This window comes from Nostoc sp. CMAA1605 (assembly GCF_021596505.1).
In the GTDB taxonomy this organism is placed as follows: Bacteria; Cyanobacteriota; Cyanobacteriia; order Cyanobacteriales; family Nostocaceae; genus Trichormus.
The window spans coordinates 1-14,598 of sequence record NZ_PJIZ01000009.1 but is presented as its reverse complement, the minus strand read 5'-3'; the positions used below and the strand labels follow the sequence as shown (position 1 = coordinate 14,598).

The following is a 14,598-nucleotide window of genomic DNA, read 5'->3' as shown; positions in this document are numbered from 1 at the left end:
TTAGATAAAATCAGAATTAGCTTAGACAAAACATCACACATATTGCTCAGATATTTGTCAACTATAAAAATGGCTTCACAAGTTTATTTTTAGCGGATTGATTCGCGCCTACCATCATTTATATACATTTTATTCAGCCATTGCCAGATATTGATGCAATTAATCTCCACATTCAATTATTGTCTAACTAATTTTGTTGTCAAACATTACTTAGGAGCAAATTAAATGGCTAATATCACAATTGATGAAATCTATTCTACAGGTCATGATTTATTTCAAGACACTGAAAGTTTTCTAAATGAATTAACTCATCAGACAATAGAATTTATCAGAGGCAGTGGTTATAGTGGCTTCTGGGGATTTGGTTCTTACGGTAATTCCTATTCCCAATACTCCTACAATTCTTTTCCTAGAAGTGGGTATTCAGGAGGGTATGGTTATGATTATGGCTATGGTTATGGGAAATGGTGTTAATTGATAGCTGATAAATATTATGCTGTAAATCGGAAAAGTAAGTTAATGTACTTTTCCGATTTTGGTGTGATCATATTTTACTTTCTGCATCAAGTCGGGACTAATTCGCCTGGGCGTAATTTCGACCATTTACCTGTTTCTTGCTTAAAGCTGAGACAACCGACTACATCCCATTCCATTTCAATCACATCTTCTTGGGTACGGATGTTAACGTTAATAGATGGTTCGTTGGGATCAAAAGTGGGATTTTCTGTTAAATGGGGCTGTTGGTGCTGCGTTTCGACGGCGTGATAGGTCACACAGCGATCTACATAGTGGCAGTTTACGCAAATACACATAATAGAACCAACTCCAGAAGGCCTTGATTATTGTTAATCTAACTTAAGCCCAAGCTTTATTCACCAGTTGTTGGGTTGATTTTTATTACAATGTCCTCTGATGTATTTTTGCGTCTAGCTCCTGAAAATTGGCCTTTTAGTCTGGAATGCTTGCCACAACCAGCTTACATGGTGGGTGGTGCAGTGCGGGATGCGCTTTTGGGGAGGAGTCGGGAGTATTGGGATCTTGACTTTATTATCCCATCGGATGCGGTGAAGGTAGCTAGAGCGATCGCTCGTCGTTACCAAGCTGGTTTTGTGTTACTAGACTCAGAACGGCAAATTGCGCGGGTGGTATTTCCCAATGCGACGGCTGATTTTGCCCAACAGGAAGGCGAAAGTTTAGAGACTGACTTACACAGGAGAGATTTTACTGTAAATGCGATCGCCTATAATCCCCATAGCCAATCTATCATTGACCCTTTAGGCGGCTGTGATGATATAAAGTTGGGTCTAATGCGGATGATATCACCCCGCAATTTAACAGATGATCCTCTACGCCTGTTGCGTGCTTATCGTCAAGCTGCTCAACTAGGCTTTACGATTGAAACCAATACCCAAAATACTATCCGTAATTTAGCATCGCATATATCCCAGATCGCCGCCGAACGAGTCCGCGTCGAAATTGGTTATTTGTTAGCAAGTCCCCAAGGAACACCTTGGATAACCAAAGCTGGGGAAGATGGGTTACTTGCACCGTTCTTTAAAAATGCTAGTCACAACAGCTTTACTAAACTCGCAGCCGTTGACACTGTGGCGACGAAATTAACAGAACATTGGCCACAACTGGGTGTAGAACTACAAAATTGTGTGCGTGATACCGTCAAAACTACATGGCTGGGCATTGCTAAACTCGCTTGTCTTGTACAGCAACAACCAGCCATAGCCGAATTAGAACTACAGGAACTTACCTATAGCCGCGCAGAAGTTCGCGCTGTTGCCACTGCCTTGAAATTGTTCCCTCAGCTAAAATTTGCTGATTCCGTGCGAGAACAGTATTTTCTCTTCCAAGAAGCAGGAATTGTATTTACGGCTACAATTTTGTTAGCCTTAGTGGACGATAATCTGGTAGAGCCGATGTCTGGCACTCATCCATTGCAGGTATACGCACCATTGATCAGCCGCTACCTTAACCCTGATGATCTGGTCGCTCATCCCACTCAGCTAGTAAGTGGTAAAAATCTAATGATAGCACTAAATATTCCCGCATCGCCACTGGTAGGAGAACTGCTGACGGAAATAGCTGTGGCACAAGCTGAAGGGAAGATTTCTACTCAGCAAGAGGCGATAGAGTTGGCGAAAAGAATTATTCAGCAATGAGGTTGGGATTGGGGATTGGGGATTGGGAAGTTATTCTTCCTCTGTCTCCCCTGCCCCCTGCCCCCCTGCCTTTCTACCTCGGCGGATCTTGGTGCATCAGGGGACGTAACCCATTTAAGCCGGCAGCAATGGCTGAACCGTTGTGAACGACGGTGGCGGCTAGGGGATGTATGCCTACGGTGGTGGCTAGTCCTAAAGCGGCTAGGTTGGGGACTACGGCTAGGCTGATGTTTTGTTTAATGACGGCTTGGGTTTGGTGGGCGATCGCGATCGCATCTAAAAAGCTGCTGAGGTTATCATCCATCAGGACGATATCGGCTGTTTCTCTAGCGACTTCGGAACCGCCACCAAAGGAAATGGATACATCTGCATAGGCGAGGGCAATGGAATCATTTAAGCCATCACCAGTAAAGGCAACTGTTTTACCGGAATTATGTAATTTTTGGATGATTTCGGCTTTTTGTTCAGGAAAGGCTTCCGCGTGGACTTGGGACAGAGGTAAATTTAGTTCTGCTGCTACAGCTACAGCCCGTTGGTGATTATCCCCTGTCAATAGATGTACTTCCATGCCGTATTCTGTTTGTAATTTCTCGATGATGCTGGCACTTTCTGGGCGCAGGGGGTCTGTGTAATAAATCACGCCTTGAAATTCCTGATTGACGCTGATATACAGTAAGGAATCATGGGCGGAAATGCGGCAATTGAGGTGATGGGGACAATCTGCATGGTTGCAGTGATGGGGTTCATAGAGACAATCAAGGGGAACGCCACACTGACGCAAAAAGCGATCGCTACCTACAATCACTTGTTCTCCGTCAATTTCAGCACGGACTCCTAAACCAATTTCATAGGTAAATTCTTGGCGGGGGAGAATCTCAATCCCCTGTTTTTCGGCATAGCGGACTACGGCTTGGGCGACTGGGTGAGTCAGGCGTTGTTCGGCGGCGGCGGCTAGGCTTAAGAGTCTGCGGCTAGACATTCTGCCATTGACAGTTTCCACTTCCATGACTTCAATATCACCCTTGGTGAGAGTGCCTGTTTTATCAAAAACTAATGTGTCCACCTGTGCCAATTTTTCTAAAGCGCGACCACTACGGATAAGTACACCGTGTCTGGTAGCGTGGTGTAAGGCAGCTAGAAAGCTTGTAGGGAGGGAAACACGAATCCCGGTTACAAAATCTAAGGTAAGAATAGATGCTGCCCTCGCTGGGTTACGAGTAGCGGCTAATACTAGCCCAGCAAAAATTAAGGCTGGTAGTACCGCTTTGTCAGCGATCGCAGCTGCATAGTTACCCATGCGGGTATCATGTACGGGGGCTTGTTGGACTAATTCTATACTTGCACCAGCACGGGTGGCACTGCCTACCCGTTCCGTTTGGATGTAAATTTCACCTTCTCGTACCAAGGTGGAGGCGTAAACAGTCTGCCCTACTTGACGCAAAACGGGCATTGATTCCCCTGTCAATTTTTGCGGGTCAATTAACGCTTGACCACGCAAGATTTGCCCATCAACGGGGATTTGTTCGCCTGGATAGACGATTACTGTGTCTTGTGGCTGGACTTGGGTGGCGAGGATATGTTTTCTTTCGCCGTCTGGTTGGATCACCCAAGCATAATGTCCCAGAGAATCGAGTAAATCGGCGGCGTGATGTTCGGTAACTCTGGCGGTGCGATCGCGAATTAAATCACCAATTTCGTGGAGTGTCATCACCAAAGCGGGAGTAAGGAGATTTCCTTGGGCAGAAGTTAAGGCGATCGCCAGCAAATCCAGACAATCTATATTTAATTTTCGGCTTTGGGTAATACTGGTATAGGCACGTTTGGCAATGGGTAAAGCCGCTAGTGCTACAGTTGTGCCAATGATGACTCTAGGAATGGGAAATCCTAACCCCAGTAAAGCTAAAACTGTAGCTAAAGCCGGTAACTTCACCCCAGCCTCATCACTGGCTAAGACTGTTTCTTGTGGCTTGTGAGTTTTGCGAATTTGGGCTTCTTGTAGCAAATCTATTAAGTAATGGGGCAATAAATCATGTTTGCTATCAGCTAATTGGTAGCTAATGGCAATAGAACTCGCCCAAATATTAATGCGAAATTCTAAAACTCGACTATCAGATTTTAGTAACTCCCTGAGAGTTTGAGTGTAATCAGGATCATGGGCTAAAAGAGGGATGCGAAATCTAATTCTACCGGGAATTTTATGTACTACATGATAGTCAATTCCAGGGACGATTTTTGACTCTTCAATCAATCGCTGATTAATGTTTGGTTTAGTGGCGATCGTCATGATTTCCCCCTCATGATGTTGTGGCGAAATAATGGGTGGGAACTCATTCTGATAGTGATTTCAGCATCCCACAGAAAATATATGTCCTGTTTTAACACGTAATTTAACTATGGACATAAGTCTATTTAATACTGTTGTTGATGATTTTCCGAACAATGCAATTATTTTTAAAGATTAATATGTGAAAGCCAAGGCTATACCTGCGAACATATTTTTAGTATTTACTGGCAATTTTAATAACTACTTAATATACGATTTATCTTAAGGAAAAATTTATGTTTTTCTATATGTTATTCAATTGTATTTTTTCTCAAAACTAGGATGGAGTTTGTAGTAAGGACTTTAGTCCTTATTTGAGAACTAAAGTTCTCACTACAAACATTTAACTGTTTACCCTGTATTACCGATGTTATTCTTTACACTGTGTCCAGAAAAACGGATTTAATTTAGGGTGTGGGTGATCAAGGTGTAATGTCATAACATTCTCAGAACTTATGAATAAACAGAATCTAAATCCATTGTTCATTCGTCAGAGTATGTGATGTAAATTGAAAAATAGCTAATATATTTAACCTGCATGAGTAAAAACGCAAAGGACAGAAGCACATAAACAGATTTAAGAGGTTTTTGTTATTTATTTGGAATTTTTGTAGATACAAGCCTTCCCGTAGGCTATTTTGAATTCGGAGCGAAGTGAAGTGACATCCATTCTGCTAAACAATCGCTATCAGGTTATTCAGGTACTCGGTGCTGGTGGGTTTGGGGAAACCTTTTTGGCAGAAGATACTCATATGCCTTCTCGTCGTCGTTGCGTAATTAAGCAACTCAAACCCATTACTAACGATCCTCAAGCCTACCAAATAACGCAACAGCGATTTGAGAGGGAAGCGGCGACTTTAGAGTATTTAGGTGAACACAGTGACCAAATACCTAAACTCTATGCTTATTTTTTAGAGAATGGCCAGTTTTACTTAGTCCAAGAATGGATTCATGGTCAAACTCTCAGGAATTTGTTGGAAACACAAGGATGTCAGAATGAAACTACTGTCCGAGCGATTGTCTTGAGTCTGCTAGCAATTTTAAATTATGTGCATAGCAGAGGGATTATCCATCGAGACATTAAGCCAGATAATATTATTCTGCGTGCTGTTGACCAAAAACCATTTTTAATTGATTTTGGTGCAGTCAAAGAAACAATTCGTTCTGTAGGGGGTTCTCATCCTACACGTTCGATGGTCATAGGTACACCAGGATATATGCCTAGTGAACAGGCGGTGGGTAGACCAGTTTACGCTACTGATATTTATAGTTTAGGTTTGACAGCGATTTATTTATTAACTGGCAAAAGTCCCGAAGAATTGCCGACAAATCCCCAAACGGGTGAAATTCTTTGGCAACAATACGCGCCGCAGATTTCCCCAGATTTGGCGGCGGTGTTAAATCAGGCAATTAAACCACAGGCGAGCGATCGCTTCACCACTGCTAGTAAAATGCTCTATGCTTTATCTGCGGTGAATAATATACCTGTACAGTCTGTTGTCCAAACGGCTCAAACTCAACAAACTCAAGCTATACCCATAGTCAAACCCATCCCTTCCCCCAAAAAACAACAGCCTGTTTGGATATTAGGCGGTTTGATTATAGGCGGTTTACTTAGTGGCGTAGCACTATCTACACTAACTCGTCCATCCCCAACGGACACCATTTCTAGTGATCCCATACCCTCATCATCGTCGCCCAGTCCCGATACTGTAGTTTCTACCCCTCCTATCCCTGAAACTTCCTCTCCACCTCCAGAAATTTCCCCATCTACTCCTGCACCATTCATTCCTGCACCAATTACACCCAAAGCTGAAATACCTCCTACGATAGTTAACACTCCGCCTGCACCTGAAGTTACAGCCATACCAACACCAACCATCGAGAATAATGATCCTGTTATAGAACCACAACCCACAGAATCATTACCCCCAAGTCCACCCCCCAAGAGAAGAAAGCAAAATACTACTAGACAAAGCATCCCAGCTTTCCCCACAGGGACAGCCAGAAGCACCGTAGAAGCCAAACTCGGAAAACCCAATAGAGATTTAAAAGGTGCTTGGGGTAGAACCCGTGCTGTTGTGTACAATTTAATACCCAATCAAGTTGACTTGGGTTATTTATTTGACCGCGAAACCGGAGAACTCAGGCAAACTGAAGTAGCTTTCGCCCAATCTGTAGATCCTCAAGTGATGCAAAATACCCTCAACGGAATGCTGAACGGTCAAACTACAGCCAAAATTCAACAGGGATTAGAAAAAGTTCAACAACGCCAGAAAGATGACTTTAGTTTTTCAGTCGGTGCAGTCAAAGGTCAAATCATCCGCCAGAACTGCGATTTAATTTACATTAGTGTCTGGGATGCAGATTTACATGACTTTGTGAATCCTGCATCAGCGAAACAGTGCTAATAACAATTCAAAATTCAAAATTAAGAAAGCGAGACTCAGCAAACCTTTTGTCTCCCTTGTCTCCCTTCCCTCCTTTGTCCTGAAACAATGGATATGTTTTGAATAACTACCATTAACAATACTCAGCACTCAAGACTCATTTTTGACTTTATGCCACAATGGGCGAAAGATAGGAATCTTTAAGACCCATTTCTAAATCTGAAAAACTAGACAGTAGATTTGAGGGGAATCTGATGAAAGCAGGTATAAAACGCATTGAAGCAACTTTACATGATTTGGGAAGTCGTGACAATACTGTTACGGAAACGAGTGAAAATATCAAGCGTCCTGTATCTTTTAGAATTAGTGTAGGAGCTAAGGAAAGTACAGAACCCCAAACACAAGAAGCCATAGAAGAAATAAATACAGAATCCCCTAACGTAAATACTATTAACGAAAATTTATTTCCTCATCACAGTTCTGTACAAACTTTCCCCACGCAAGAAGATGGGGTGAATGCACCCAGTCTACCTAAATTCAAAACCCAAAGTTTCAGTAATCATCGTCATGTTGCTAACCCAGCATTAGCCGCGAATATCCTGCAAGAAATTCAAGCACACGTAGCAGGTTGGCAAAAAGAGCTACACAGCATTGTGCAGCAAATTCAAGATTTATATTTAGAAGGGCCGATTGTTAACGGTTGGTTAGAATCAAACCCTTGGGAAACAGAACATGGCGGAAAAGCTACACTCCGTCACGGCGAAGTAGAACGTCTCATGGACTACGTGGAAGAAATTTGCGCTCCCGACGGAACTAAAATACCCCATCCCGCCCTCAAAACTGGTTATCGGCTTTGTGGTGTCGATGCGTCAGGTAAAGTTTGGTCACGTCCTTGTCCACCCAATCAACTAGCAGAGGTGAGCATGGCGATCGCACGTTATCAAAAACTACGCCAATTACTAGGCCGCAAGCAATACCTAGAAACCCGTCTCAGCCAACTAGCAGAAACCTTAATAGTATTACACAGCCACATTCAGCAAGTTTAAATTCTAATGACTAATGACTAATGACTAACAACTAATTATGCAAATCTCTGCAATTATCTGTACTCACAATCGGGATAATTATCTCGGTGCGGCGATTGATAGCCTTTTGGGACAGGATTTCCCTGGGGAATTTGAGGTCATAGTGGTGGATAATGGGTCAAGCGATCGCACCCGTGAAGTTACGGAAGAAAGAGCCAATGACCCCAGATTAAAGTATGTTTTTGAACCAATTCTTGGTTTATCTGTCGCCCGAAATACTGGGGCAAAAACGGCAAAAGCCGAAATTATAGCCTACTTAGATGATGATGCTGTAGCTAGTCCTGGTTGGTTACGAGTATTATATGATGCTTATCAAAATAATCATCAATTAGCGATCGCTGGTGGGAAAGTTACTCTGCTTTGGCCTCCCAATATAGAACCCCCGAAATGGCTATCTCCTGGTTTAGCAGGTAATTTAGGAGCTTATGATTTGGGTGATAGTGTAGTTTACATCGATCAACCAGGTTTAACACCCAGGGGTTTAAATTATTCCATCCGCCGCCAATTTCTCACAGAAATCGGTGGTTTTGACCCCCAATTAGGTAGAGTCGGCAAAAACCTCCTCTCCAACGAGGAACTACAAATGACAGAACTGGCTCTAAAAAAGGGTTGGCAAGTCGCCTACCTTCCCGCCGCCTTAGTGGCTCATAACGTTGCACCAGAACGCATTAATCGTTCTTGGTTTCTCAATCGCGGTTGGTGGCAAGGGATTAGTGAATGTTATCGCGAACAACTAGCAGGTAAAGCCGGAGTCGCACAGTTTGGCCGAGGCGGGGAAAGATTTGTGAGAGGATTGTATAAAACAGTACAATACTCCGTCAATGATCCAGCCCAAAGCTTTGATAATTTAGTTTATACTTACGGACAAATAGGTTATTTAAACGCCGTCATTCAAGGAATTTTATTTAAAAAGTGATGAGTGCTGAGTGCTGAGTGCTGAGTGCTGAGTGCTGAGTGCTGAGTAGTGACTAATGACTAATGACTAATGACTAATGACTAATGACTATTGACTATTGACTAATAACTAATGACTAATGACTAATGACTCCTTTGTAGATTTACGCAAATATGACCAATCATGGTTTGATCGCGGACGGCCTAGTTGGTACATTTTACTGTGGTGGCTAGTGCAGGCGATCGCTTTTCCTCTGACACTGCATCCTTTTAATGGTTTGCGCTGTGCTTTGCTACGCTTGTTTGGTGCGCGTATTGGCCAAAGCGTAATTATTCGTCCTACTGCCCGCTTTACCTATCCTTGGAAAGTGGAGATTGGTGACTATACTTGGATTGGTGATGATGTGGTTTTGTATAGCTTAGATGCGATTCAGATTGGTCAACACTGCGTCATTTCTCAAAAAAGTTATTTATGCACTGGTAGTCATGATATCAAAGACCCCACCTTTGGCTTGAAAACCGCAAGTATTACCATTGGTGATGGAGTCTGGGTAGCTACAGATTGTTTTGTTGCGCCAGGAGTGCAAATTGGTGCTAACGCTGTCATTGGCGCACGTAGCAGCGTTTTTGCTGATATACCCTCTGGACAAGTATGCTGGGGTAGTCCTTGCCGTCCCCAATATCCGAGAGTTATGGGTGAATCATAGGGTGGGGAATGGGGAATGGGGAATAGGGAATGGGGAATAGGGAACAGAATTCTGAATTGTTATTTTAAATATTGAAATCTCCCATTTAAACCATTAGCATCCATCTTTAACTGAGCTACGTAAAACTGTTTTTGGATGACATCTCCTACTGGTGTAAAAGCAATTTCACCAAGGGGAGTATCATATTTTTTTGCTAGTAGTTCTTGGTTTAAGGCTGTCCTTAATTCTGATAAATTCAATTGCTCGATGGGACGCTTTTGATTTAAAGATTGTAAAGCTTCTACATATACCTGAACTGCGGTAAATGCTTGAGCAGTCACTTGTGATGGTTGTTTTTTATATTGTTGAAGATAAGCTTGACGAAATGCAGTATTAATTTTATTGGAATGTTCAGGACTGTAAGCTTGAGCAATAATTATACCATCACATAAAGCCTGACATACAGAAAATATATGTGATGTATTAAAACCGTTACCACCAATAATTAATCCTTGATAACCTAATTCTCTTAATTGTTTAACTAAATTACCACCATCCACAGCTAAACCAGAAATAATCACTAAATCTGATTTTAAGTTAATAGCATTAGTAGCTTGGGTTTGGAAGTCGGTATCAGTAGTTTGAAATTTTTGGACTGTGACTAAATCTAAACCTTTCGCCTTGACGGTATTCTGAAATATTTCCGTTTCTGATTTATTAAAGGCATCATTTTGAGCATAGAAGACTGCTACACGTTTAATTTTTGGGTTTAGTTTGAGAGCAGCTTGCACAGCATTAGGTGCAACTATTGCCACAGAAGAAGATACACGCGCTATATAATCTCCAATTTCTGGAATTCCTTTAGCAGTATTAGAAGCCCCAATCACAGGAACTTTAGCGCGTTCAGCGATGGGATTAGCACTAAAGGCTTGTTGTGATAATGTAGGCCCAACAATACCAACTACCTTATCTTTATTAATTAAATTTTGGAAAGCGTTAATTGCTCCGACTTCATCACCACCAGCATCTTGAAACACCAATTTAATTGGTTTACCGTTGATACCGCCTTGACTATTAAAATACTGCTGGGCAATTTTTACGCCGTCAATTCCTTCTTGACCGAGTAAGGCAATGTTGCTAGTCTGGGCAAAAGCCACACCTATCGGAATAGTATTACTATTATTGGTATTATCGGAAGATTCACTACGAAGATTACTAATTTTGTTGTGATTATCACTATTACTACAGGCAAATAAGAGCAAATTAAAAGTAATTAATAGGATAAATTTATTCATAATTGATGATAAAAATAATATGCGATCGCCTCGTTAACCACAGAACAGGGAAAAGGGAAACAATCCCTATTCATTCCCTTTAACCCAATACAGTTCAGTTAAGAAAATAGTTTGTAGTAAGGACTACCCTTCTCCTTTGGAGACGCTAACGCGAACGGGAACGCTCCGCGAACAGTCCTTATTAGAGGACTAAAGTCCTCACTACAAACCTTGAATTATCTACACCGTTCTACTTATCCGAAAATTAAGGTTGATTGGGACGTAAAGATTGAGATGCAATGTCATCTAAGCGCACACTAGCAAGCAAACTTTGCCATTTTTCGGCAATCACTAGGTCTTTAGGGTTTTCTTGACGTAATTGCGATATGGTTTTTAATGCCTCATGCCAAATACCATTTTGAAGATATATCTCAAAACGTTGCAATGGTGTGGCTTTTGCTAATTTTTGGGTAACTTTGACATCGAGAGTGACTCGTTTCATCACACCTTCTACATAAGTCGGGGATGACTCTTTTTGGGGGTCACAGTCTACAGTCAAAAACCAACGATATCGTTTGTTAACTTCCAAGGTAATGTTATCAGGTACAGAGATGCTGATAATTCCTGGTTTTTCTGGGAGAGCGATCGCTTTTTGATAAATTGTATTTGATTGCTGATCTTGCAAGACAAATTCTGTGGGATAAGTAGCAGGTCGAGAGTAAGGTACATAAAACATTAGCGTGGGATGGGCTTCTGTGGTTAATCCCCAGACATTCATCACTGTGGGAGGGCCTTCTGTATAAGGAGCTAAAGCTGTAAGTGGTGGTTTTACTGAAGGACACAAACCGCGTCTCGCCCCTCCACGGACACGACCCCCAGGCGCAGGTTCACCTGCGGGGGGTTGTGGTGGGTTAAAGCTGACTTTCTTGGACTGGTTGGCGGTGGTGTTCGCGGGTACTGGTTTAGCTTGTACTAAACTTTGACCAGCCAGAAAACTAATGTAGCCTAGAAGTAATGAAAGCAGTATTTTCATAGATTTTATGTTAATTAACTCAAGTTACTGATACTAGTGACTTTGCGGGGATTCGGTGTGTTTCTGGCGAGAGTAAAATTAACGTATACCCTACGGGAAGCTAAAAAGCTCACCAGTAAATTATTTCAAAATCCGAAATAGTATAAGGACTAATACCATTTCATGACAATCCTGATCCAGATGTAAATCCTGAAAGCTTTGCTAATCCTCGTTTTTTAATTGCGTAAAGCCTGCGGCATAGCTGCGCTTAGAGCGTAGCAGGACGTTAGCCCATTGCGAATTGCGAATTGCGAATTGTATAAAGTCCTAACTACAAACTATTTAGTGTACTTAGAATTCTGTATTGATACTACAGTTACCGTCGCTACCAACGAAATCGCTGACGGGACAAAGGGGAGCCAAACACCAGCAATCAATAGAGTTAGGCAAACAGCGTATAAAATACCGGAACTAATGCCAACTGCTAAGGCTAACTTAGGTAATACACGCCATTGCCAAGCTAATACACCTCCAGTCACAGCCCAACCCCAAATCCAAATTACTTCTAACCAAGGCGGCAAAGCCGACAATAGGGGACGACCATCTAAAACCGCGCTGATAATTTGGCTAACCATATGGGCTTGTACCATCACTCCAGGCATTGGTTCATTGACTAGGCTGCCATAGGGGGTACCCCAATAGTCAGCGATATCTCCCCTAGTGACGACACCAATCAAAACAATCCGGTCTTTGATGGCATTGGGATTAATCGGATTAGATAACAATTGGGTAAGTGTCACTTGTTCTGCGATTTGCTTAGAAGCGCGGTAGTTGAGTAATATTTGACCACCGTTGGCATCAATGCCTTGATAACCGCCAGTGCGAGATGAAAGACGGCGCAAAACTGTTTTTCCTAATTGCAAAGAAGGGGAAGGGTCAGATGTAAATTTTGGTTGAATGCCAGAGGCTGAGAGATAGAGAAATGCTAGTTGGGTACTAAAAGCGTAGGGAGTAGAACATAGAGAAGTAGTTTCTTGGGTCATGAATAGAAGATGGCGACGTACCACACGATCTTGATCATCTATGAAGTCGCTAAAACCTAATCTTTCCTTGGGAATTTCTGGTGGTGGTGCAGTTGATTTGATCTTGACTGTAGCGTCACTGCCTTTACAGACCCCGATTAAATTATCAGTTTGTTGGAGTTGTGATTTTAAGTTTAATTGTTCTGCTGGGAAGTCGCGGTAGACATCTAAACCAATAGCTTTCGGTTGGTATTGATTGAGTTTTGTGAGTAACTGGTTGAGGTATTTGTCGGAGATGGAAGTCCCTTTCAACACTTGGCCATCACGACGCTGATTTTCTATGTCTTCATCATCAATAGTCACTATTAGTAATCGCCGATCTGGCCCCTCCTCTGGACGCGATCGCATCATTTGGTCAAAGGCTTGCAGTTCAAAATTCTGTAATCCTCCCAGCAAACGCAAACCACAAACTACGGCTGTCACCGCCAAGGTAGATAAAGCTAACTTTTTCCAGCCCCGTTTTTTGTTAACAATGGGAGTAAAAGGTATTTCCTGTGTGGGAGACTGAATTAATTCATCCCAAGTTAAGGGTATCTGGGCAGGATTTTGACAGATAACAGGAAGCCAAGTGGCACAGGGAAATCTATCTTCTAAGCCCTGTAGTCGTTCTCGTGCGTGTCGGACTGCTTGGTATAAAGATTTACCGTTAGCAAAACTTTGCAGAAAATATTTTAAGAACTCCTGCGCCACTTGGTCGGGAACAGGTTCACGCATCACAATAATTTGGGGAATGTGTAAATCAGCCAGTTCCCGTGCTAAACCCAAGCCATCACAGGAGTTAAAAATTGCCAGTTGTAGACCCCGTTCTATAGCTTGTTTAAGCGCATATTTAAATTCCCCAATGGTGAGACTATCGGTTTTATTTAGGTAAATTCTGCCGATATTGCCATTTCCCTGACTAGAACTGTGTCCCGCGAAAAATAAGATATCCCAGTTTTTCCCCCATAGATAATCGTTCAATTCCTTACGTTGTGGTTCTACTAAAAAACTCACATCGGCATAGGGCAATGTTTGTAAAACAGCTTGATCTGACTGGGTATCAATGCCTTGACTATTGCCGACGATCGCTAAAATATTTACTTGGGAATTGGGAGTGGGTGGTTTATAAACCCGGTCATAACTAGGTGAAGAAAGAGCAATTTCTGCTGTGGGATAGCGTTCGAGTAAGTCCCAGACGTGCCAAGGGAGTCTTTGCAATTGACTATTTTCTGATTGCAGGATGACTCTAATTTCGTCTGAAGGCATTAATTTTTCTAGCCATTTTTCCCGCAGGGGTCGAAAATCTTCCGCCTGTAGCCAAGCATTAAAGCGGGCGCGTAAAATATGGGCTAGTTCGTGACAATCTTCAGTCACAGACACATTTGTCACTTGGATTTTATCGGCATCTAAGCGATAAGCGTTACCTAACTGGAGATAGCTAGCTTGCCAACGTGTGTAGTAAAGGGTGATTTCAGGACATGGTGGTAGTTTACCTGTAATTTCCGTAGCTGGGCGATCGCGTTCTTCCCCTATTTGCAAAGTGACGGTAAAACCTTGTTCAAAACCGCCGTCACTAAATTTCAGCACCACTAACTTAGCCATGATGTCAGCCCTTTCGGGAAATTCAAAATAGCCTACCGCAAGGCTTACGCCTTAACAATTCAAAATTCAAAATCAACAAATTACTGACTTAGAAATCTAT

Annotated in this window: 11 protein-coding genes; 6 read left to right on the top strand and 5 right to left on the bottom strand. The window is 42.4% G+C overall.

Annotation, left to right across the window (positions count from 1 at the left end; all coding sequences use genetic code 11):
• Window positions 1–225: 225 nt before the first annotated feature.
• Window positions 226–474, top strand: a complete 249-nt coding sequence (locus CV014_RS05200; protein ID WP_236141053.1) for a hypothetical protein — start codon at window positions 226–228, stop codon at window positions 472–474.
• Window positions 475–563: 89 nt separating this feature from the next.
• Here CV014_RS05200 and CV014_RS05195 read toward each other — a convergent pair whose 3' ends face one another.
• Window positions 564–812, bottom strand: coding sequence for a Ycf34 family protein (locus CV014_RS05195; RefSeq protein ID WP_236141052.1), 249 nt, complete (start codon window positions 810–812; stop codon window positions 564–566).
• A gap of 90 nt (window positions 813–902) precedes the next feature.
• Between CV014_RS05195 and CV014_RS05190 the strand changes: the two genes are divergently transcribed.
• On the top strand, window positions 903–2,171 hold the full coding sequence (locus CV014_RS05190; RefSeq protein ID WP_236141051.1) for a CCA tRNA nucleotidyltransferase: 1,269 nt from the start codon (window positions 903–905) through the stop codon (window positions 2,169–2,171).
• 73 nt (window positions 2,172–2,244) lie between these two features.
• On the opposite strand, the gene CV014_RS05185 is transcribed toward CV014_RS05190, so the two are convergent.
• Entirely contained in the window at window positions 2,245–4,455 is a 2,211-nt protein-coding gene (locus CV014_RS05185; protein ID WP_236141050.1) for a heavy metal translocating P-type ATPase, read from the bottom strand.
• Window positions 4,456–5,153: 698 nt separating this feature from the next.
• Here CV014_RS05185 and CV014_RS05180 point away from each other — a divergent pair.
• The 4 genes from CV014_RS05180 (at window position 5,154) to hpsU (ending at window position 9,570) form a co-directional block, all read left to right on the top strand.
• Window positions 5,154–6,905 (top strand): serine/threonine-protein kinase, encoded by a 1,752-nt coding sequence (locus tag CV014_RS05180; RefSeq protein WP_236141049.1) that lies wholly within the window; start codon window positions 5,154–5,156, stop codon window positions 6,903–6,905.
• 233 nt (window positions 6,906–7,138) lie between these two features.
• The gene (locus tag CV014_RS05175; protein WP_236141048.1) at window positions 7,139–7,930 is read left to right on the top strand and encodes a hypothetical protein; all 792 of its coding nucleotides are present in this window, start codon (window positions 7,139–7,141) and stop codon (window positions 7,928–7,930) included.
• Window positions 7,931–7,967: 37 nt separating this feature from the next.
• The gene (locus CV014_RS05170) at window positions 7,968–8,885 is read left to right on the top strand and encodes a glycosyltransferase (RefSeq protein WP_236141047.1); all 918 of its coding nucleotides are present in this window, start codon (window positions 7,968–7,970) and stop codon (window positions 8,883–8,885) included.
• Between the two features lie 118 nt (window positions 8,886–9,003).
• Complete coding sequence (gene hpsU, locus CV014_RS05165; RefSeq protein ID WP_236141046.1) at window positions 9,004–9,570, top strand: hormogonium polysaccharide biosynthesis acetyltransferase HpsU; 567 nt, start codon at window positions 9,004–9,006, stop codon at window positions 9,568–9,570.
• Between the two features lie 59 nt (window positions 9,571–9,629).
• Here hpsU and CV014_RS05160 read toward each other — a convergent pair whose 3' ends face one another.
• From CV014_RS05160 to CV014_RS05150, 3 genes are all read right to left on the bottom strand, one after another.
• Window positions 9,630–10,844: an ABC transporter substrate-binding protein gene (locus tag CV014_RS05160; RefSeq protein ID WP_236141045.1), complete on the bottom strand. Its 1,215-nt coding sequence runs from the start codon at window positions 10,842–10,844 to the stop codon at window positions 9,630–9,632.
• A gap of 244 nt (window positions 10,845–11,088) precedes the next feature.
• Window positions 11,089–11,856 (bottom strand): DUF928 domain-containing protein, encoded by a 768-nt coding sequence (locus CV014_RS05155; protein WP_236141044.1) that lies wholly within the window; start codon window positions 11,854–11,856, stop codon window positions 11,089–11,091.
• A gap of 317 nt (window positions 11,857–12,173) precedes the next feature.
• Entirely contained in the window at window positions 12,174–14,498 is a 2,325-nt protein-coding gene (locus CV014_RS05150; RefSeq protein WP_236141043.1) for a CHASE2 domain-containing protein, read from the bottom strand.
• Between the last annotated feature and the right edge of the window lie 100 nt (window positions 14,499–14,598).

Excerpts from the sequence above, each read along its gene's own strand:
- CV014_RS05200 (WP_236141053.1), top strand. The coding sequence starts at position 226 with ATGGCTAATATCACAATTGATGAAATCTATTCTACAGGTCATGATTTA.
- CV014_RS05195 (WP_236141052.1), bottom strand. The coding sequence starts at position 812 with ATGTGTATTTGCGTAAACTGCCACTATGTAGATCGCTGTGTGACCTAT.
- CV014_RS05190 (WP_236141051.1), top strand. The coding sequence starts at position 903 with ATGTCCTCTGATGTATTTTTGCGTCTAGCTCCTGAAAATTGGCCTTTT.
- CV014_RS05185 (WP_236141050.1), bottom strand. The coding sequence starts at position 4,455 with ATGACGATCGCCACTAAACCAAACATTAATCAGCGATTGATTGAAGAG.
- CV014_RS05175 (WP_236141048.1), top strand. The coding sequence starts at position 7,139 with ATGAAAGCAGGTATAAAACGCATTGAAGCAACTTTACATGATTTGGGA.
- CV014_RS05170 (WP_236141047.1), top strand. The coding sequence starts at position 7,968 with ATGCAAATCTCTGCAATTATCTGTACTCACAATCGGGATAATTATCTC.
- hpsU (WP_236141046.1), top strand. The coding sequence starts at position 9,004 with ATGACTAATGACTCCTTTGTAGATTTACGCAAATATGACCAATCATGG.
- CV014_RS05160 (WP_236141045.1), bottom strand. The coding sequence starts at position 10,844 with ATGAATAAATTTATCCTATTAATTACTTTTAATTTGCTCTTATTTGCC.
- CV014_RS05155 (WP_236141044.1), bottom strand. The coding sequence starts at position 11,856 with ATGAAAATACTGCTTTCATTACTTCTAGGCTACATTAGTTTTCTGGCT.
- CV014_RS05150 (WP_236141043.1), bottom strand. The coding sequence starts at position 14,498 with ATGGCTAAGTTAGTGGTGCTGAAATTTAGTGACGGCGGTTTTGAACAA.